Here is a 20,198-nt window from a genome sequence, read left to right as displayed (position 1 = left end):
TCTCATGAAAGGGAGTGAACTGCATGGAAAAGATCTCAAGCGTAGATCAATTCAATGAAGTTCTGCAAAATGAACAAGAGTTTTTTATCTTGAAACACAGCCTGACTTGTCCGATTTCTACGGCTGCATACAAAGCATGCCAGTCATTTACAAACAATCAGGATGTAAAGTTCGTCTATGTGCCAATTCAGGAAGCACGGGAAACATCCACACACATTGCAGAAGCATTTAATACCCGTCATGAATCTCCACAGGTTTTTCATGTGAAAAACGGAGAGCCGGTATGGAACACCTCTCACTCCCGTATTACTGAAAAAGCACTGAAAGAAGCAAGTAACAGATAAAAAAGCTGGCCGCGGCCAGCTTTTTTATTTATTGGTGGACAATGACTTCAAGTGCATCCCCCGGCATAACAGGCGAAGACAAATCACAATCCTCTCCATTTTTCTTCACTTCAATTTTTTTAGCTGATGTGGGCGGGCGCCATTCAACAAAATTAAAGATATCCTGAAAAATCATGCCATCAGTGCGGGTCTTAATTTCGATCACATCCCCGCTTTGCAGTTTTTCGTGATCACCCAGTGAAACGCCGTTTTTAATAATTTGTGAAGAGGTAAGGGAGACCTTGACCTCCTGCTCATTGAAGAATAATGTACCGCCATTTTCCTCAAGGTTCAGCTCTTTCTTTAAATCAGCAACTGTGCGGCCTGTAACAGGAGGTAACGATAATACATCCCTATTATGAATAATCCGGTTGAGTTTCTTCAAAGGGAAAGTCTGTCCATTATGAATAAATACCTGATCCCACTGCGGGAAATAAGTTCCCTTGCCATCTACTGTCAGGTAAAACGTATTTTCGGGGTCCGGGACAATGATCCCGGCTGTTAAAAAAGCTTCACCAGCTGAGATTTTATGTTCAATACTGATTTCATCTCGATCCTGAACAAGCGTCTCTATGCTTTTTTTCATGCCATTCAAGAACACTTTTCTTTTCAGATGATATTGTCTGCTGTTAATCGTCACATCCATTGCGATGGACTCTTCAAGTAAATCCTTCACTTGGACGTCAGATTCTTTTCCGTTTTCACCCGCTTCTACGACAATCTCATCATTTGCATGTATAGCTGTATCAAAATCACTTTTAATCCCATTGATCAGAATTGATGGAGGGAGTCCATGTGTTCCGGGCAGTGTAACAGTCGTACCGTTAATTTTTACGATTTTAGCGAGACCGGGTTTACCATATAGCTTTGGCACACTTAATCCGGCAGAAAGAACTGCATCCCCTGCATTTAATTCTCTGATCTCAAACAGGCGCACATCGTGACCATTCACCTTGACGGGCATATAATTTATCGGCATCTGATTTGCAGCAATTGCAATCCCGGCTGGTGTGACGAGCTCCGGTCCGATGGCTGACTTGTGGTTCAGCTTTAATCCCTGAATCGCTTCAATACCCCGGACGGCAACTCTGTTTACAGGGAGGCTCAGTTTTTCTGCAAGTTTATCAGTGAGTTGTGGTGTGAGACTGCCTCCTCCGACAAGCATGACTGCTTTAGGAGCATGTTCAAGGTTCAGTGAAATCATTTCCCCGGAAATAGATTCAGCCAGTTTTTCAACAGCGGGTGTGATTGCTTTAATGATGTCCTGTTTGGAAAGCTGCTGGGTAAAGCCGAGAATATCAGTAAATTCGATTTCTTCATCCGGTCCGGTTAATGCTCTTTTCAGCTTTTCTGCATCATTAAAATCAAGCAGATAGTAATCACTGAGCGCTTCTGAGATTTCATCGCCTGCGACCGGTACCATGCCGTATGCAGTGACTGTTCCTTCATTGGAGATCGCAATATCTGAAGTCCCGGCGCCAATATCCACGAGTGCCACATTCAGCCTGCGCATGGAGGGGGGGATAAGTACATTAATCGCTGCAATGGGTTCAAGGGTTAACGCGTTCATTTGAAGTCCAGCTCTGCTTAAAGAGGCCAGTAATGACTCAACCACCACTCTCGGAAGGAACGTTGCAATGATTTCAACACTTACATGGTCTCCAAGCTGGTCTTCAAGACTGCCAATATCCTTATGATCGAGCTGATAGCGGACTACGGAATACCCGACACAGTGATAATGCTGACTATCTTCGCTCGCAGCAGCTGCCTCCTGAGCAGACTGGACTGCACTTAATTCCATATGTAAAATATCCTGTTTAGTCAGTATTTTATCAGCTGACAATTCCTTAGAATAAATCGCTCTCTGCGTTCTTAAAGCCCGTCCGGCTGCTGCAACAGAAACTTCTTTTAAAGGACCATGTATTGCTTCAAGTTCATGTCTGATTTCTGTGATCAGAGAGGCAACAGCAGGGACGTGATGAATTTGTCCATCCAGCATCGCACGCTCCTTATGCTCCTTTTGAATATAATCGATCAGTTCATATCCGGATGAATCCACAGACATGATCAGACCGACAATCGAGCGGGTTCCAATATCCAATGCAAATAGTTTTTCCACGAATGCACACCTTCACTTTCACGCTTTACCGCTTAAAAGCGTTTAATTAATAAAATATTTTTCGTGACTTTTTAAAAAACTTCATATATAATGATCTACAATTGATCAGCTGATCACTTCTATCAAAATGTAACACAATTCAGAAAGATGGAAAAGACAGCTAGGCAATCAATGGTATTTTCAAGGGAAAGGAATGTTTTGTTATGACAAATGTTGAATTAGACCAGCTTAGAAAGAAAGTAGATGAGATGAACCTTCAGCTGCTTGAACTGATTAATCAGCGTGCAGAAACTGTTCAGGAAATTGGACGTGTAAAAGAAAAGCAGGGAATGAACCGATTTGAACCTGTTCGTGAGCGGGCAATGCTTGATCTCCTGAAGGAGCATAACAAAGGTCCATTTTTGAATTCTACCATTGAGCATATTTTTAAAGAGATCTTTAAGGCAGGACTTGAATTACAAAAAGACGATCACCGTAAAGCGCTGCTTGTATCCCGTAAGAAGAAAAATGAGGATACAGTTGTAACGCTGAAAGGTGAAAGTATCGGTAATGGTACGCCTCAATTTATCTTCGGACCATGTGCGGTAGAATCATTTGAACAGGTTGATGCTGTTGCTGAGCAGATGAAAGCGAAGGGACTTAAACTGCTTCGTGGCGGAGCCTACAAGCCTAGAACGTCTCCATACGACTTCCAGGGACTTGGACTTGAAGGTCTTCAGATTCTTAAGCAGGTAGCAGATAAGCATGATCTTGCAGTGATCAGTGAAATTGTAAACCCTGCTCATATTGAAGAAGCAGCAGATTACATTGATGTAATCCAGATCGGTGCACGTAACATGCAGAACTTTGAACTGTTAAAAGCAGCAGGTGCATCTAAGAAGCCTGTCCTGCTGAAGCGCGGATTATCTGCAACAATTGATGAATTTGTCAATGCTGCTGAATATATTATGGCTCAGGGTAACGATAAGATTATCCTTTGTGAACGTGGTATCCGTACGTATGAAAAAGCGACAAGAAACACACTTGATATTTCTGCAGTGCCAATCCTGAAGCAGGAAACACATTTACCGGTATTCGTAGATGTTACACATTCTACAGGCCGTCGTGATCTGTTACTGCCAACGGCTAAGGCAGCACTTGCTGTAGGAGCTGACGGTGTCATGGCAGAAGTGCATCCTGATCCGGCAGTTGCTTTATCAGATTCTGCCCAGCAGATGAACTTCGAGCAGTTTGACAGCTTCTGGAATGCAATTCAGGAATACCTGGGTGTACATGCTAAATAATTGAACAAAATCTGAAGCTTTGTCATAAAGCTTCAGATTTTTTTTGATTTTGTTGAAAGCGCCTTATCAGTCGAGTATGATAGTGTAATTGAGCAATCATGTGTTATTAGTTCGTATAAACGCATTTTTCGTGTAAAATGAAAATAAATGAAAATGTATCAAAGGAGTGCTGTCAATGAACATTACAATTTATGATGTAGCACGAGAAGCAAACGTCTCGATGGCGACTGTTTCCCGTGTAGTAAATGGAAATCCGAATGTAAAACCTGCAACAAGAAAAAAGGTGCTTGAAGTAATCGAGCGTCTGGGCTACCGTCCTAACGCAGTGGCACGCGGTCTTGCAAGTAAGAAAACAACAACAGTCGGCGTGATTATCCCGGATATTTCAAATATCTTTTTCGCTGAACTTGCCCGTGGTATTGAAGACATTGCGACAATGTATAAATACAACATTATCCTGAGTAACTCAGATCAGAATGAGGAAAAGGAATTGCACCTGCTGAACACAATGCTTGGTAAACAGGTGGATGGCATTGTCTTCATGGGCGGACGTATTACAGAAGAGCACGTAGCTGAATTTCAGCGCTCACCTGTACCGATCGTGATTGCAGGCTCAGTGGAAGAAACGAATCAGACACCGTCAGTTAATATTGATTATTATCAAGCTTCAGTGGATGCTGTTACCTCTCTGATTGAAAAAGGTCACAAGGATGTTGCATTTGTCAGCGGACCATTCCATGACACAATCAACCGTTCCATGAAGCTTGAAGGATACAAAGCTGCACTTGAAAACAACGGACTTACTTATAGTGAAGATTTCGTATTTGAAGGTGACTATACTTATGACAGCGGGCTGGATGCATGGGCAAAGCTGCGTGAACTGGATCACAAGCCGACTGCTATTTTCGTTGGTAATGATGAGATGGCTCTGGGTGTTGTTCATGGTGCCCAGGACGAAGGTTTGAATATTCCTGAGGACGTGGAAGTGATGAGCTTTGATAATACAAAGCTTGCACTGATGGTACGCCCGCAGCTGACATCAGTCGTGCAGCCGCTTTATGATATTGGTGCAGTAGCCATGCGTCTGTTAACGAAGCTGATGAATAAAGAATCAATTGACGATCAGACTGTTGTACTTCCTCACAGAATTGAAGAGAGACAATCAACAAAATAATACTGAACCATTCTTAACATCTAAAGGCTGTCAGCCGATATATAAAATAGAGAAGATGTTACATTCGAGCCAGTCGGGGGTTTCCTGGCTGGCTTTTATTACAATTGTGGGGAGTTTGGACAATGAAACGTTTTGATGCTTTAACACCGGTTGGCGTGATAGCGGGGATCATTCTAATTGCTGGTGCGATTGCCTGGAATAGCGGATCTGACGGCTTTTCTTTCTTCTTTCATCTGCCTTCACTACTGATCGTACTCGGCGGTGTGTTTGCAGCATTAACAGTTACTTTTCCTTTAAGTGAACTAAAAAGAATCCTGATTGTGATGTTTCAGGCTTTTAAACAGCAGCCATCTGACGTAAAAGAGGTCGTCAGCCTTTTCGTCAGGCTTGCCGAGATTGCAAGGCGTGAAGGGCTGCTGTCACTGGAGAGAGAGCTTGAAGAGATCAAAGATCCATTTATGAGAAAAGGGGTCTACCTTGCGATAGATGGTGTGGAAAGTGAGTCCATTACAGATATTCTTGAGGCTGAGATCCAGTCACTTGAAGAAAGACATAAACGCAATAGAAGGATGATTGAAAAGGCCGGGGACTATGCACCTGCGTGGGGAATGCTTGGCACACTGATCGGACTTGTCCTGATGCTGCAGGAATTAAATGACCCTTCAGCCATCGGACCGAATATGGCCATTGCGCTATTAACGACTTTCTATGGTGTGCTGCTTGCTAACCTGGTATTTCATCCAATCGCAAGTAAGCTTGCCCAGAAGACAGAGAAAGAAATCTTTATGAAGCAGGCAATGCTAGACGGGGTGATCGGTGTCCATCACGGTCAGAACCCAAGGGTGCTTGAGGAGCAATTATCTGTTTATCTGTCTGAGTCTGATCGTGTGATACCACAGATAAAAGAGGCGAAAACAGATGGCAGGGCGTAAAAGGTTTGTTTCAGCCTCTCACCCTGAAAATAATACGCCTAAATGGATGGTTACATTTGCAGATTTTATGATGCTGATTCTCGTATTCTTTATTCTGTTATTCTCTATTTCACAAGTGGATGAGGCAAAGTTTGATTCTTTGACCCAGGCCTTTAAAAATCAGGGAATTTTTGATCAGTCAGAGACAATTATTCCTTTTGACGAAGAATGGCTCGAAGAAGAAATCAGGGAAGACATTGAATTACAGGAGCTGTACCGTAATATTAATGCGTTTCTTGAAGAAAATAATCTGACTGAACAGGTAACAGCATCAGAGACAGACCGGGGAGTGGTCATTACACTGCAGGAGCAGGTACTATTTGATTCAGGACGTGCAGAGCTGCTTCCGGAAGCAGAACCTGTACTGCAAAAGGTAGGTGATCTGCTTGAAGATATTCCTAACTTTGTCCGGATCGAGGGACATACTGACAACAGACCGATTCAGACTGCTGTCTATCCTTCAAACTGGGAGCTCTCCGGCGCAAGAGCGAGCAGCGTAGTGAGGTATATGCAGGAGAGGTATCAAATCAGCTCAGAACGCTTTGCGGCGGTCGGGTATGGTGATACAAGGCCTGTGGCAGCTAATGACGGTCCTGAAGGCTGGGCGATGAACAGAAGAGTTGAAGTTGTCATTTTGAATCAGTACCTTGATGAAGGTGAAGCGCAATAAAAAGAGCCTGGGACTTTGTCTCAGGCTCTAAACCGTTTCGCTGCGATTCAGATGGACCCATTCCAGACAGAGCTTGCTAATCCTCCTCGCCTGCGGCTGCGGGGTCTCAGCTTCACTCTATACGTCCTCGAGTTGCCGCCTTACGCTCCGCTGCACTATAAAATCTGTCAGTAGTTAATCATCTATAACGTTGATCTCTCAATCTCAAATTTTCTTTGATTTTTGGATAGGGTATAATGCTTTCTCTACTGTCTGTGCATTTTTCTCAGTGATTTCTTTTTTGCGCGGAATCCCCTGATAGATACCTTCAGGATCATGCCATGTTTTAATCAATGGAACGGGTGATGAGAGTTGCCATTTATCAAGCCATTCTTCAGGAAGGTCTCCTGATTCAGGGTATTTTCCGGTCATTTCCATCCAGATGCGTGACCATGCCCTCGGAACGACGCGCCAGATATCATAGCCGCCACCGCCAACTGCGATCCATTTTCCATCGCAATACTTATGTGCAAGTTCATGAGCAAGCTTTGGAATTTCCTCATAAATTCTCATCGTAGAAGATAAATGCGTCAGTGGGTCCAAACAATGGGCATCAGCACCATTTTGTGTCAGGATCACATCAGGCTTAAAGAATTCAATGACTTCCCTGAAAGATCGCTCATATGCTTCGAGAAAAGATTCATCTTCTGTAAAAGCATCAAGCGGGATATTAAAAGAATAACCGTAGCCTTTTCCATGACCGCGCTCATTTACGGCGCCTGTGCCGGGGAACAGGTAACGTCCGGTCTCATGTAAAGACAATGTACAGGAGGTGGGATCATCGTAAAAAGACCATTGTACACCGTCACCATGATGCGCATCTGTATCGATATATAGCACTCTGGCATTATATTTCTCCTGCATATACCTGATTGCCACTGAGCTGTCATTATAAATACAAAATCCAGAAGCTTTTCCTCTGAAACCGTGGTGCAATCCTCCACCAAGATTCAATGCATGTAAAGCTTTTCCTTCCATCACAAGATCTACTGCTGTCAAAGTGCCTCCAACAAGTCTTGCGCTGGCTTCGTGCATATCTTTAAATATAGGCGTGTCTTCTGTGCCAAGACCGAAATTCTCTGCTTTTTCCCTTGATAATTCACCCCTGCCAGCCATCTTGACTGCTTCGATATAAGACATATCGTGAATCAGGTTCAGTTCTTCATCAGTAGCAAGACGGGGCGGGACAATGTCCGATTCAGAGATGGCACCTGAAAACTTTAATAAATCCAGTGTAAGCTGCAGCCTTTTCTGATTAAATGGGTGATCTTCTGAGAAACGATAGTTTAATAGATCATCCGAATAGATGAAGACTGCATCCTTTTCTACAGAGGAGAACTTGGAAGGTTTGGCCATAATACTTCATGCCCTTCTTCGCGTAAGTCTTCAATGACGGACATTGGATTCATTGTTTGTACGCGGAATACTAAAACTTTATATTTTTCATCATGCCGGTCAGGGTATACGAGCACTGAATGGATATTTGAATGGTTTTTACGGATAATGCCAGCCACTTCATACAGCATCCCCTGCTTGTTAGGCACCTTTACTTCGATTTGAGAACCTGGTTGCGTTGCGCCTGTTAATTGGACAAGTGTATGAAGAATGTCTGTTTCAGTAATCATCCCTACAAGCTTGTCTTCACTGACAATTGGCAGACATCCGATTTTTTCTTCCATGAACAATACAGCTACTTCTTCAACAAAATCCAGCGGGTGTCCGGTTATGACAGGTGTTGTCATAATATCGAGCAGTTTGGTTTCGTAAAGCTGCTTACTGTCGGCTGTCTGAAAAGGGGAGGGTGAGAACTCTTTTATATCCCGATCAGTGATAATACCTACAACTCTTCCGGTCACATCTGTCACAGGCAGATGACGGACTTTTTCCTTACTCATCAGTTCTATCGCTTCATTCAGTGTAGCGTCCGGTGCAAGTGTATGTACATCACGCACCATCATATCTTCAATGATCACTGGTCATACCTCCTAGTACATAAATCGATTCATGAATCTGAGCTGGTCGAATTTCTGAATAGATTCAGGATCCACGCGTTTCCCGATCCTGGCCATAAGGCAGTTAGCAGGATGAGAGCTGATTTCAGGGTCATCCGTCGCATAATATTCAAGCCCGCCGGCATTCATCATTTTTTCCATTACTTTTCGGTAATCCCACACATTCAGTCCTGTTCCTTTTAAATCCCAGTGCCAGTAATACTCAGTCGTAATCACAATATAATCTTCCATTGCATCATCCATCATGGATACGCGCAGCAGATTTTTACCGACAGAAGCACCGCGGTATTTTGGAATCACTTCAATGGCTCCAAGCTCTATCAGGTTATCCATTTTTCCCTGAGACCACCGTTCAAGCGGATCAGGATACAAATAAGTTACATAGCCGACAATCGTATTGTGATCTCTGGCGATGATAATTCTGCCTTCAGGTAGTCCTGCAATTTCAATCAGCGCTTTATGCTGCTGATCCGGTACACGGAAAGCGACAAGATCCTCATGAAATTCCATCGATGCAAGCTGGTCTTTAGATACAGGACCTTCTATCATAATTGCACCTTTAGCTGTTTTCAGTTCTTTCGCATTATAAAGTTTTGGATGGTCCATTTACAGTCACCTACATTTCATAGTAATCCTACTATACAGCATACCCTAATTGTAAAAGCGCTTTCAAGAAAAAGCAGAATCAGTTTGTGCGGGAATATTAAAAAAATTGAGATAATATTGGAAGTGTACTATACTGTAAAAGAACTTGTACATAGGGGGAAGATAATATGAAATTGGAAGCGCTACCATCAGTTAAAGGAGACTATAATCTTCAAAACTATGAATCTGCAGTTGAATCATTTGACTGGAGTGAGGTAGAAAAGGAATTTTCATGGCATCATACAGGCAAGATCAATATGGCGTATGAAGCAATCGACCGTCATGCCGAAGGGGATAAAAAGAATAAGATTGCATTGTATTACCGCGATGCAAAACGTAATGAGAAATATACGTTCAGAGAAATGAAAGAAATGACGAATAAAGCAGCCAATGTGCTGAAAAGCCAGGCGGATATTGAAAAAGGAGACAGAGTCTTTATTTTTATGCCACGATCTCCTGAGCTCTACTTTGCATTATTAGGTGCACTGAAAATCGGCGCAATTGTAGGTCCGTTATTTGAAGCATTTATGGAAGGTGCAGTAAGAGACCGCCTTGAGGATAGTGATGCGAAAGCGATCATTACAACACCTGAACTGCTTGAAAGAATTCCGGTGGATGAACTGCCAAACTTAAAGCACGTTCTTGTTATTGGGGACAATGTCAAAGAAGATGGCAAGTATATCGACTTCAACCAGCACTTCAAAGATGCAGGCCGGTCTTTTGATATTGAATGGCTTGAACAGGATGATGGATTAATTCTTCACTATACATCAGGTTCAACAGGCAAGCCTAAAGGGGTTCTGCATGTACAGCGTGCAATGCTGCAGCATTATCAGACGGCTAAATGGGTGCTTGATCTGAAAGACAATGATATTTACTGGTGTACAGCTGATCCTGGGTGGGTGACAGGTACATCATATGGAATCTTTGGCCCGTGGCTGACTGGGACGACATCTGTCATCGTCGGTGGCCGCTTCAGTCCTGAAGCATGGTATCAGATGCTTGAGGATTACGAAGTAACAGTATGGTACAGTGCACCAACAGCATTCCGCATGCTGATGGGGGCAGGTGACGAGCTGGTTAAGAAATATGACCTGTCAAACCTCCGCCATGTACTAAGTGTAGGTGAGCCGCTTAACCCTGAGGTAATCAGATGGGGTATGAAGGTATTTAACCACCGCATCCATGATACCTGGTGGATGACTGAAACCGGCGGACAGATGATCTGTAATTATCCTGCGATGGAAATCCGTCCAGGCTCTATGGGTAAACCTGTACCAGGCATTGAAGCAGCGATTGTAGATGATCAGGGGAATGAGCTCCCGGCAAACCGCATGGGGAACCTGGCATTAAAAAAGGGCTGGCCATCTATGATGCATACGATCTGGAATAATAAAGAGAAATACGAATCTTATTTTATGCCGGGTGACTGGTATGTATCAGGGGATTCTGCTTATCAGGATGAAGATGGTTACTTCTGGTTCCAGGGCAGAATTGATGATGTCATTATGACTTCAGGAGAGCGTGTTGGACCATTCGAAGTAGAAAGTAAGCTTGTAGAACATCCGGCAATCGCTGAAGCAGGTGTAATCGGAAAACCTGATCCTGTTCGCGGTGAAATTATTAAAGCATTTATCGCACTCCGTGAAGGTTATGAAGCAAGCGATGAATTGAAAGAAGAAATCAGACAGCACGTAAAGAAAGGTCTTTCAGCGCATGCAGCGCCAAGAGAGATTGAATTCAAAGATAAGCTGCCGAAAACACGAAGCGGTAAGATTATGCGACGCGTATTAAAAGCATGGGAGCTTGATCTGCCTACTGGTGATTTGTCTACAATGGAAGACTGATAGAGAAAAATCCGTCCTGGATAGCAGGGCGGATTTTTTCATAAAAAAAACCAGAATTGCACTTGCAATTCTGGTTCCAATTATTATCCTTCATCACCATCGCCTGGAGGCTCTTCCTCAGCAGGAGGCTCTTCCTCAGCAGGAGGTTCTTCCTCGGCAGGAGGCTCTTCTTCGGCAGGAGGCTCTTCTTCGGCAGGAGGTTCTTCTTCAGCAGGTGGTTCCTCTTCTGCCGGAGGTTCTTCCTCGGCAGGAGGTGTGCTTCCACTGCTGTTGCCATTACCGGCATTGGCATTACTGTTATCTTCGGGTTCTTCCGATTCTGCCGGTTCAGGATCAGGTTCAGCACCAATTCGTACTTCATTGGACCTTGCTGATTCTTTACCCGCAACATCTACTGCTACAACTTCATATGTGCCTGAAGGAAGTGTTGCAGAATTATCATCATCAAATTGACTGATTGTGACTTTGCGTGAGCCGGAATAGATGCGGTACCCAACAACGTCTCCACTGCCGGAATTTGTCCAGCTGACAGTATCTCCTGAAGCGCTGGCTGTAACCGCTGATGGATTTGAGCCGTCGTCTTCAAGTTTATTATCTGCTACAAGCATATTATCGAAGAAGTTGTTATCCTCTGGGAATAGCTTTGAAGCATCTCCGCCATAAGGGAATAACATGGATTCAGCAAAATCAGGGCTCAGGATCGCACCGGTTGATGAAAATTCATCCGGTGTGGAATCAAGGGCAATATAGCGTTCGCCGTTTCTTGTAACGTATTTAGATGTCTCAAGTCCGGCTTCTTCACCTGATGGACTCCATGCAGTTGTAAATAAATCAGAGGTGACAAGTCCTGCAGCAGAACATGCCTGACCTGCAGGCAGACCTGTGAATGTACAGAATGAACGGCTTACAACGCCCTCAGGCTGCTGGAAGCTGTAGTCAGGATCAATCATGTCCGTCCTGATTTCATTTACACCATTCATCATGAATGCCCAGAGATTAATTGCACGGACTGAGCTTTGATCTCTGAGAGACTTAGGCGTATCATAACCAAGCCACAAACCAAATGTAATTTCAGGGTTTGAAGCGATAAACCAGTTATCCCAGGTAAACTGTGACGTTCCAGATTTTCCTGCCCAGTCAGTTGAAAAGTTCAAGTAGCCTGGTGCAGTTCTTCCGGATCCAATCGAAGTAAGCGTATCTCTCATCATGTCAATTGTTACATATGAAGTGGCTGGAGAGAACATTTCTTTTGGTGCTGTTTCATGTTCAAATACCACATTACCGTCTCTATCGATAATTTTTTCAATCATATATGGTTCGTTGTACTGACCATAATTTGCTATAGCAGCATATGCAGATACGTTTTCTTCAACGGTTACACCTTGACTCTGTCCACCAAGAGAGAATGCACCATACCCATATTCTTCTTCTTCAACTTTCTCAGGATCAATTACTTCAAAAAATTCTCCTGGAGTATAGCCGGACTGTAACATTCTGCCATATAGTCTTGCAGCAGAAAGGTTATGAGATGCAGCAAGTGCTGTTCGAGCTGGAACTAATCCGTATTCTCTTCCCGCCACAAAGTTTTCAGGTGACCATCCACCAGGACCTGTAAAGGCAACATCGGCTAATGGTGAACCTGCACCTATCAATCCATATTCGATAGCTGGGGCATACACAGCTAAAGGTTTAATTGTAGAACCTGTCGATCTAAATGATCGGGTAGCGTGATTAATACTGTTTCTTTCATGGTCACGACCGCCTGTAAAGCTGATAATCTTACCAGTCGCATTTTCCATGAGCACTGTTCCAACCTGTTCCTGTTCCATTACAGGTACAAAGCGTCCTTCTTCAGCATCCCATTCTTCGCCTTCTCTTTCGCCATCAAAACGGGTGTAATTATTTTTAACTTCTTCCATCTTGTCGTAAACTTCTTTATCAATTGTTGAGTGAATCTGGTAACCGTTCTGACGCATATCTCTCGCAGCTATAACAGAATATTTTTCTGAAAGTGTCTGGCTTGCATCAACCTGTTCGTCAGAATAGCCATCTTTCTCAGCAAGCATATACATCAGGATATCCTGTGCACGACGCTCCAGTTCTTCCGTTACATAAGGATAACGCTCCAGTGCGCCTGAGCTCGGTTCAACAAAATCCTGTGTCAGATCATAAGCTACGGCTTCATCATGCTCTTCCTGTGTAATCGCACCATCTCTGAGCATTCTGGAAAGCACTTCGTTTTTACGTTCTTTTCCAGGCTGAAGACCCGCTTCTTCCTTCAACTCTCCACCATTTGTAAATGGAGTATAACCAAATGGTGCCTGAGGAAGTCCAGCGATGAAAGCAGCCTGTGGCAGTGTTAATTCACTTGCGTTTACACCAAACAGACCTTGTGCAGCTGTCTGAACACCGGCAATATTACGGCCGGAAGCGTTTCTTCCCATATCAGCAACATTCAGATAAGCTTCCAGAATCTCATCTTTTTCAAAGAACCTTTCAACCCTGAGTGCCAAAAGAATTTCTTTTGCTTTACGGTCAAAAGAAACCTCATTCGTTAACACCTGATTTTTAATCAGCTGTTGCGTTAACGTACTGCCACCTGTCTGATTCGCAGCGTTTGTCACTTCCTGAAAAATCGCACGCATGATTGCTTTTGGTACAACACCATCATGCTCCATAAAATATTCATCTTCAGTTGCGATGACTGCATCAATCAGCATTGGTGAAACATCTTCTAGTGCAACTTCGTCTCTTTCAAGATCCGTCCTGATCTTTCCAAGATAGACATCATTTGCAAAATATAAATCAGATGTTTCGGTATAGTTATAAATATTTTGTTCAAGTGACTCCTGAGACAATACTTCTTCATCTTTTACAAGAGAAGCAAAATATCCTGCACCGACACCGCCGGCAAATGCAGCACCTATTACAATGAATATCATCAGTAATAATAATAAATTCCAAAAAACCTGGTACGACGTATGCAGTTTTCGCGGCAATCCGATCCGGCTTGAGGCTTCGCTCCATCCGGCGATCCGCTCACGAAATGATTTATTTTGGTCTGACAATCTAGATCATCCTCCTTGCAGCATCCTTACGATTATAACATATTTTATACAGTTGAAATGTAAATTTAAAGAGATTAAGAGACATGCTTGACAGATGAAATTTGTTTGTGCTAAAACTATCTTTATTAAAACACATATGAAAATGCCCCGAAGAGAACGAAGTAGAGATTCTGCACGTAACAGTCAGAGAAGCGGTGGTTGCTGCAAACCGCTACGGCAGTTGATCGAATTACATTCTTGGAGCAGTTATCCCTTAGCTGGGAAACCGGAGAGATCCGTTATATCAATGAAGTGAGGAAGAGTTTGTCTCTTCTTAAGCTGGGTGGTACCACGCATAAAGGCGTCCCTGCATAGATTGCAAGGGATTTTTTTATGCGTTTTTTATTTGCACGAATGAGATCAAGGAGGAGACGTAATGGATTTATTACAGGATTTACAATGGCGTGGCATTATTTATCAGCAGACAGATGAAGCGGGTATGAAGGAACTGCTGGAGAAGGAATCAGTTTCACTATACTGCGGTGCTGACCCGACAGCTGACAGTCTTCACATCGGACACCTGCTGCCTTTTCTGACGATGAAAAGATTTCAGGAGCACGGTCACCGTCCGGTCGTACTTGTAGGAGGCGCGACAGGACAGATTGGAGATCCAAGTGGTAAGAAAGAAGAACGTCAGCTTCAGACACGTGAGCAGGTTGAATACAATGTTGAGGCCATTAAAAAGCAACTTGAGAAGCTGTACACTGCTGAAGGTGACAACAAAGCAATTATGGTAAACAATCTTGACTGGATCGGTCAAATTGATATGATCACATTCCTGCGTGACTATGGGAAACATATTGGTGTCAACTACATGCTGGCAAAAGATACAATTTCTTCACGTCTTGAAACAGGTATTTCCTACACTGAGTTCACATACACAATTCTTCAGGCGATGGACTTCAACCATTTATACAAAGAGTTCAACTGTAAACTGCAGATCGGTGGCAGTGACCAGTGGGGGAATATTACAACGGGCCTTGAATTAATCCGTAAAATGAATGATGAAGAAGCGAAAGCATTTGGGATGACCATTCCGCTTGTGACAAAAGCAGATGGTACAAAGTTTGGTAAAACAGAAGGTGGCGCAGTATGGCTTGATCCGGAAAAAACATCACCTTATGAATTTTACCAGTTCTGGATCAATACAACTGATGCAGATGTCGTAAAATACCTGAAGTTCTTTACATTCCTTGATAAGGAAACAATTGATGGACTTGAGAAAGCCGTTGAAGAAGAACCGCACCTGCGAGCTGCTCAAAAAGCACTCGCTGAAGAAATGACGGGAATGATCCACGGCAAAGAAGCGCTTGATCAGTCAAAGAGAATCACAGCCGCACTATTCAGCGGTGACCTGAAGTCACTCAGCTGTGCAGAGATCCGCGAAGGATTTAAAGATGTGCCGACTCACCAGGTAGAAGAAGGGCAGTCAATTAACCTGGTAGACGTGCTTGTTGATGCAAAGATCTCATCCTCAAAACGTCAGGCACGTGAAGACGTAACGAACGGTGCCGTCTACATTAACGGGGAAAGAGTCCAGGATCTTGGCTTCGAGCTCAATGCCTCAGTCAGGCTCGACAATGAATTCACCATCATCCGCCGGGGTAAGAAAAAGTACTTTATGATTCAGTACGCGTAAGCTTCGTATCTACACTAACTTTTATACGAAAAGAGCATCGAATTGCGATTCAATTCGATGCTCTTTTTAATTATGTTTAAACATCACTAAATGACAAGCTTCACATTTTAATGCCGGAGTTTTCTTAAGTTTAAACCAGGCATCCTTAATGAGTACTTCACTTCCATCATCAGCCCACACTGTTTCACTTGATTCAGACCAGGAAATTCTTCTCGACGAAATAATATACCCGTGCTTTAACGGATGATTGCATTCAGGACAACTTTTAGAATCATGCATCTGAACACTCAACTCCTTTGTTTTATTACGCAGTTGATATTTCTATTCTAGAGGAAACAGGCAGATTTACCAAATATTCTTATATAATGATAAATCCCCCGTCTTCCGGGAACAGCAGTTTACATGATATCTATTGTTTAAAAAAACCAGTGGAAGGAAATGTTAGTACTATTGATCAAAGGAGGGTTTTAAATGGGAGAATCATTTATCGACCAATATATTATTAACCAGTCATACTGGCTTGAAGACGGCGTACCGGATGCTGAAAAGCTGAATGACAACCATGAGACAGATATCCTGATTGCGGGGGCCGGTATTGCAGGCATTACAGCAGGATTGTTACTCGCAAAAGAAGGATTTAAAGTAACCATTGCGGATGCAAACCGTGTATTTCAGGGGACAACCGGTTATACGACAGCAAAAGTAACAGCGCAGCATGGAATGGTTTATGATCAGTTTCTTTCGCAGCACGGTAAAGAAAAAGCAAAGCTTTATTATGATGCGAATACAGAAGCGATGAACTGGATGAAACAGCAGATCAAGGAGCATGAAATTGACTGTGATTTCAGCATTCAGGAGGCAGGCGTTTATACATTTGATCAGCCTGAACAGCTTGAAAAAGAGTGGAAAGCTTATCAGGCGCTCGGAATTGATGGAGAGTTTACTGATGAAATGCCTTATGACATCGGGGCAGCGGCGGTTTTGAAAATGCCGGATCAGTTTCAATTCCATCCGGTCAAATATTTAAAAGCGCTGTTAGGTGAATACCTGAAACTTGGCGGAAAGCTCTACGAAAAAACGAGGCTGCTTGAAGCTGATGAACACAGCAATGGTGTAGAGGCAAAGACTGAAGATGGGTATGTGATTAAAGCAAAAAAACTGATTGCAGCCACTCACTTTCCTTTCGTTGATTTTAAAGGGCTTTATTTCTCAAGACTTAAGCCTGAACGTTCTTATATATCAGCTGCGATCGTTGACGGGTCATTTGCTGAAGGGATGTATATCAGTGCTGAAAATCCGACGAAATCTATTAGAACGACACCATATAAAGACGGTAAAAAACTGTTAATTATAGGTGGGGAAGGACATAAAACAGGGCAGAATGATATTGAAGGCAGCAGGTACCAGCGCCTTGAATCATTTGCTAAAGCCAAGTTTGGTGTGACGGATTTTAAATATAGATGGTCCTCTCAGGATTTATATACAGTGAGCGGGATTCCTTACGCCGGGCTCGTGACAGGTCACCACGATCACATTTACATCGCGACAGGTTTCAGAAAATGGGGGATGACAGGCGGGACAGCAGCTGCGCATATCATTAGGGATTTAATCACTCATAAACATAATCGTTTCCAGTCACTCTTTAATCCTGCTGACCATGACGTTTCATCTGCTATTGGTACATTTGTCAGTGAAAATGCAAATGTTGGTGCTGAACTTGTGAAAGGTAAACTGAAAAGTCCGGGTAAAACAGAGAATGATATTTTAAGCGGGGAAGGCGGCATCATAAAAGATCAGACCGGGAAGACAGGTGCCTACCGGGATGAGGAAGGAAAACTTCATAAGGTGGATATTACTTGTACGCATATGGGTTGTGAATGTGCGTGGAATCAGGATGAACGCTCATGGGACTGCCCATGTCACGGATCAAGGTTCTCATTTGATGGAGCCGTACTTGAAGGTCCTGCAGTGACACCTTTGAAGAAGAAATAAAATATTCTGTCATACTCTAAGACAACCGCTGTCTCTTTCCGTGTAGGGCTTCGCTCACCACAGAAAGAGACAGCTATGTTTATTTATATAGTTTCATATTAATCATAGACAGAGCTTGCTTAAGCAAAATCTACAATTTATAAGAAATAAACTAAGTGCAGCTTCGCTGTAGGCGGCGACTCCGGGACGAATAGAGGGAAGCTGAGACCCCGCAACCGGAGGTGAGGAGGCTCAGCAACCTCCGACCGGAAAGCGTCCGCCTGAAGTGTAGCGAAACGATTTTGATACTAATCAAAACACTTTAAAAATTATTCTTCCCCAAACGCTTCAGGCAGCATCTTAAATCCGTCAATCTCTGCATCTTCTTCAATCTCAATCATGATGCAGCGCTTTCCTTTGTAGTTCACCTGTCTGACATATTGAAGATCCTGGGGGCTGATTGAAATATTTGCGATCATCGTTTGAATTTTGATCGATTTCGTTTTATATTTCGGTACAATGCTGCCCGCCTTTAATTCATAGCCTTCATTGTCAGTGATGAGCTGAAAGGCTTCTTTTACTTTATCACCTTCAACTTTTTCACCACTGTTTGTTAATACGCGTTCAACGTCTTTATAATCAAGCTTTGGCGGTTCATCTTCTTCATTTTCTTCGATCGTTGTATTAATTTCACTATATACCTTCGCAAGTGTAGAAGGGGAAAGGCGGTCACCAACGACACTTTTAATCACTTCTTCAAACACGGCTTTATCTTCCTGGGCAGTCATGATTTCTTCACCATTCAGCACCTCTTCAATAAAGTGAAAATCAGGTTCATTTGCTTTTGGTGCAGCGTATAAAACGTGATTAACATCAGAAGCATGATTGGTGATGCACGGAAAAAGAAAGCCGGTCATTGGATTTTTCAGATCAATCACAGGATCCACTTCGACTTTATATTTAAATTCTTTCTCCACATAGTCGAATTGTATTTCTTTTTTCGGCTCTTCAGTTTTGTTCACTGTACAAAGTGTAAATGGATGGGAATAGACGGTATCACGACTGCTTTCCTCTGATTCTTCGCTTCTTTTTCTGGTCGGCTTCATGTATTCACCGCGGATAAACGTAATCACGATATCCTTTTCAAAAGGATTCTGAATCATTTTCTCTGTCATCTGCAGCATCTGCTCCTGCCAGTCTTCACCTTCACCAAGCAATCCTTTATGTAAAATCAGCTGACTGCTGCTTTCAGCATCACGCTTAAATTTCAGTTCAAATAGTTTTTCATTCATCTGACCGGTCAGCACTTTTTTGAAATTATTCATGAACAATTCCTGCTGATCACTGTCCAGCATTTCAAATGGCTGTCTTTGATAATGATAGATATCTGTTGATTCCTTCATAATATAAACGGTAAAAATGTCTGATATTCTGAGAAGGTCATTGTCTGTTTTTAATTGTTTGCGTATATTCGCTACATCTTTCTTATCCAATCTATTCACTCCTAAAGTGATTTTTCACGCCTCATCATATTAACATAGGTGGTTTTGAAATGGTAAAAAGATCAACGTTGGTTTTGCACAGCTGAAGTGGAGACGGGCAGCCGGCTTTCACAGTGTATAGAATAAGAAAAGCCCCTGAAATGCTGTTACACATTTCAGGGGCTCCTTTTTTGTTAATCTCAGTCGTTCAGGATTAACGAGAGTAGAATTCAACGATTAGTGCTTCGTTGATATCAGCAGCTAGCTCGTTACGCTCAGGGAAGCGAGTGAATGTACCTTCAAGCTTGTCAGCATCGAAAGAAACATACTCAGGAGTGAAGCTGTTAAGCTCAACTGCTTCCTGAACAATGTTCAGCTTCTGTGATTTTTCACGAAGGCTGATTGATTGTCCTGGCTTTACGCTGTATGACGGGATGTCAACGCGTGAACCATCAACAAGAATGTGACCGTGGTTTACAAGCTGACGCGCCTGACGACGAGTACGAGCAAGACCAAGACGGTATACAAGGTTGTCAAGGCGAGTTTCAAGAAGAATCATGAAGTTATCACCGTGACGTCCAGGTAGTTTACCTGCTTTATCGAATAGGTTACGGAACTGACGCTCAGTTACTCCGTAAGTGTGACGAAGCTTCTGCTTCTCCTGAAGCTGAAGACCGTATTCAGATAGTTTTTTACGCTGAGTAGGACCGTGTGGACCTGGAGCGTAAGGACGCTTTTCTAATTCTTTACCAGTGCCGCTTAGTGAAACACCAAGACGACGAGACAGTTTCCAAGATGGACCTGTATAACGAGCCATAATTTGACTCCTCCTTGTGTTTTTATTTTGTTGTAAAATA

The 20,198-nt window shown here is 43.0% G+C and carries 16 protein-coding genes and 1 other annotated feature; of the genes, 8 read left to right on the top strand and 8 right to left on the bottom strand.

Going from position 1 to position 20,198, the window contains the following annotated elements:
- The first annotated feature begins 23 nt into the window (after window positions 1-23).
- Window positions 24-344, top strand: a complete 321-nt coding sequence (ytxJ, locus tag UFB30_RS09650) for a bacillithiol system redox-active protein YtxJ (RefSeq protein ID WP_322421458.1) — start codon at window positions 24-26, stop codon at window positions 342-344.
- A 28-nt stretch (window positions 345-372) separates the two neighbouring features.
- On the opposite strand, the gene pilM is transcribed toward ytxJ, so the two are convergent.
- Window positions 373-2,502 (bottom strand): pilus assembly protein PilM, encoded by a 2,130-nt coding sequence (pilM, locus tag UFB30_RS09645; protein WP_322421457.1) that lies wholly within the window; start codon window positions 2,500-2,502, stop codon window positions 373-375.
- Window positions 2,503-2,705: 203 nt separating this feature from the next.
- Here pilM and UFB30_RS09640 point away from each other — a divergent pair, with 203 nt between their 5' ends.
- The 4 genes from UFB30_RS09640 (at window position 2,706) to motS (ending at window position 6,600) form a co-directional block, all read left to right on the top strand.
- A complete protein-coding gene (locus UFB30_RS09640) occupies window positions 2,706-3,785 on the top strand; it encodes a bifunctional 3-deoxy-7-phosphoheptulonate synthase/chorismate mutase (protein WP_322421456.1) in 1,080 nt (359 codons plus the stop codon).
- Window positions 3,786-3,960: 175 nt separating this feature from the next.
- Window positions 3,961-4,959 carry a catabolite control protein A gene (gene ccpA, locus UFB30_RS09635; RefSeq protein WP_322421455.1) on the top strand — a complete coding sequence of 333 codons (999 nt, stop codon included), beginning with the start codon at window positions 3,961-3,963 and terminating at the stop codon, window positions 4,957-4,959.
- A 122-nt stretch (window positions 4,960-5,081) separates the two neighbouring features.
- On the top strand, window positions 5,082-5,891 hold the full coding sequence (locus UFB30_RS09630) for a MotA/TolQ/ExbB proton channel family protein (RefSeq protein WP_322421454.1): 810 nt from the start codon (window positions 5,082-5,084) through the stop codon (window positions 5,889-5,891).
- Window positions 5,878-6,600: a flagellar motor protein MotS gene (gene motS / locus UFB30_RS09625; protein ID WP_322421453.1), complete on the top strand. Its 723-nt coding sequence runs from the start codon at window positions 5,878-5,880 to the stop codon at window positions 6,598-6,600. Before UFB30_RS09630 ends, motS begins: the two co-directional genes overlap by 14 nt.
- A 204-nt stretch (window positions 6,601-6,804) precedes the next feature.
- On the opposite strand, the gene UFB30_RS09620 is transcribed toward motS, so the two are convergent.
- Genes UFB30_RS09620 through UFB30_RS09610 form a run of 3 tightly spaced genes read right to left on the bottom strand, consistent with a single transcriptional unit; the run spans window position 6,805 to window position 9,257 of the window.
- On the bottom strand, window positions 6,805-7,995 hold the full coding sequence (locus UFB30_RS09620; protein ID WP_322421452.1) for an acetoin utilization protein AcuC: 1,191 nt from the start codon (window positions 7,993-7,995) through the stop codon (window positions 6,805-6,807).
- The gene (locus UFB30_RS09615) at window positions 7,965-8,612 is read right to left on the bottom strand and encodes an acetoin utilization AcuB family protein (protein WP_322421451.1); all 648 of its coding nucleotides are present in this window, start codon (window positions 8,610-8,612) and stop codon (window positions 7,965-7,967) included. The genes UFB30_RS09620 and UFB30_RS09615 overlap by 31 nt, the downstream gene beginning before the upstream one ends.
- A gap of 12 nt (window positions 8,613-8,624) precedes the next feature.
- Complete coding sequence (locus UFB30_RS09610) at window positions 8,625-9,257, bottom strand: GNAT family N-acetyltransferase (protein ID WP_322421450.1); 633 nt, start codon at window positions 9,255-9,257, stop codon at window positions 8,625-8,627.
- Window positions 9,258-9,424: 167 nt separating this feature from the next.
- Here UFB30_RS09610 and acsA point away from each other — a divergent pair, with 167 nt between their 5' ends.
- Window positions 9,425-11,143, top strand: a complete 1,719-nt coding sequence (gene acsA / locus UFB30_RS09605; RefSeq protein ID WP_322421449.1) for an acetate--CoA ligase — start codon at window positions 9,425-9,427, stop codon at window positions 11,141-11,143.
- Between the two features lie 83 nt (window positions 11,144-11,226).
- On the opposite strand, the gene UFB30_RS09600 is transcribed toward acsA, so the two are convergent.
- Window positions 11,227-14,211, bottom strand: coding sequence for a transglycosylase domain-containing protein (locus UFB30_RS09600; protein ID WP_322421448.1), 2,985 nt, complete (start codon window positions 14,209-14,211; stop codon window positions 11,227-11,229).
- 138 nt (window positions 14,212-14,349) lie between these two features.
- Window positions 14,350-14,562 (top strand) — a binding site (T-box leader).
- Between the two features lie 64 nt (window positions 14,563-14,626).
- Here UFB30_RS09600 and tyrS point away from each other — a divergent pair.
- Window positions 14,627-15,889 (top strand): tyrosine--tRNA ligase, encoded by a 1,263-nt coding sequence (tyrS, locus tag UFB30_RS09595; RefSeq protein ID WP_322421447.1) that lies wholly within the window; start codon window positions 14,627-14,629, stop codon window positions 15,887-15,889.
- A 66-nt stretch (window positions 15,890-15,955) separates the two neighbouring features.
- Here tyrS and UFB30_RS09590 read toward each other — a convergent pair whose 3' ends face one another.
- A complete protein-coding gene (locus UFB30_RS09590) occupies window positions 15,956-16,168 on the bottom strand; it encodes a PF20097 family protein (protein WP_322421445.1) in 213 nt (70 codons plus the stop codon).
- Between the two features lie 192 nt (window positions 16,169-16,360).
- Between UFB30_RS09590 and UFB30_RS09585 the strand changes: the two genes are divergently transcribed.
- Window positions 16,361-17,881, top strand: a complete 1,521-nt coding sequence (locus UFB30_RS09585) for an FAD-dependent oxidoreductase (protein ID WP_322421444.1) — start codon at window positions 16,361-16,363, stop codon at window positions 17,879-17,881.
- Between the two features lie 308 nt (window positions 17,882-18,189).
- On the opposite strand, the gene UFB30_RS09580 is transcribed toward UFB30_RS09585, so the two are convergent.
- Complete coding sequence (locus UFB30_RS09580; RefSeq protein ID WP_322421443.1) at window positions 18,190-19,353, bottom strand: DUF4317 domain-containing protein; 1,164 nt, start codon at window positions 19,351-19,353, stop codon at window positions 18,190-18,192.
- Window positions 19,354-19,555: 202 nt separating this feature from the next.
- On the bottom strand, window positions 19,556-20,158 hold the full coding sequence (gene rpsD / locus UFB30_RS09575; protein WP_322421442.1) for a 30S ribosomal protein S4: 603 nt from the start codon (window positions 20,156-20,158) through the stop codon (window positions 19,556-19,558).
- Window positions 20,159-20,198: the final 40 nt, after the last annotated feature.

This window comes from Jeotgalibacillus haloalkalitolerans, assembly GCF_034427455.1.
Lineage (GTDB): Bacteria > Bacillota > Bacilli > Bacillales > Jeotgalibacillaceae > Jeotgalibacillus > Jeotgalibacillus haloalkalitolerans.
Note: the sequence above shows the minus strand (reverse complement) of the source record. Positions and strands in the feature narration are given on the sequence as shown.

Coding starts and splice junctions, on each gene's coding strand:
- ytxJ (WP_322421458.1), top strand. CDS start 24: ATGGAAAAGATCTCAAGCGTAGATCAATTCAATGAAGTTCTGCAAAAT.
- UFB30_RS09640 (WP_322421456.1), top strand. CDS start 2,706: ATGACAAATGTTGAATTAGACCAGCTTAGAAAGAAAGTAGATGAGATG.
- ccpA (WP_322421455.1), top strand. CDS start 3,961: ATGAACATTACAATTTATGATGTAGCACGAGAAGCAAACGTCTCGATG.
- UFB30_RS09630 (WP_322421454.1), top strand. CDS start 5,082: ATGAAACGTTTTGATGCTTTAACACCGGTTGGCGTGATAGCGGGGATC.
- motS (WP_322421453.1), top strand. CDS start 5,878: ATGGCAGGGCGTAAAAGGTTTGTTTCAGCCTCTCACCCTGAAAATAAT.
- UFB30_RS09620 (WP_322421452.1), bottom strand. CDS start 7,995: ATGGCCAAACCTTCCAAGTTCTCCTCTGTAGAAAAGGATGCAGTCTTC.
- UFB30_RS09610 (WP_322421450.1), bottom strand. CDS start 9,257: ATGGACCATCCAAAACTTTATAATGCGAAAGAACTGAAAACAGCTAAA.
- acsA (WP_322421449.1), top strand. CDS start 9,425: ATGAAATTGGAAGCGCTACCATCAGTTAAAGGAGACTATAATCTTCAA.
- tyrS (WP_322421447.1), top strand. CDS start 14,627: ATGGATTTATTACAGGATTTACAATGGCGTGGCATTATTTATCAGCAG.
- UFB30_RS09590 (WP_322421445.1), bottom strand. CDS start 16,168: ATGCATGATTCTAAAAGTTGTCCTGAATGCAATCATCCGTTAAAGCAC.
- UFB30_RS09585 (WP_322421444.1), top strand. CDS start 16,361: ATGGGAGAATCATTTATCGACCAATATATTATTAACCAGTCATACTGG.
- rpsD (WP_322421442.1), bottom strand. CDS start 20,158: ATGGCTCGTTATACAGGTCCATCTTGGAAACTGTCTCGTCGTCTTGGT.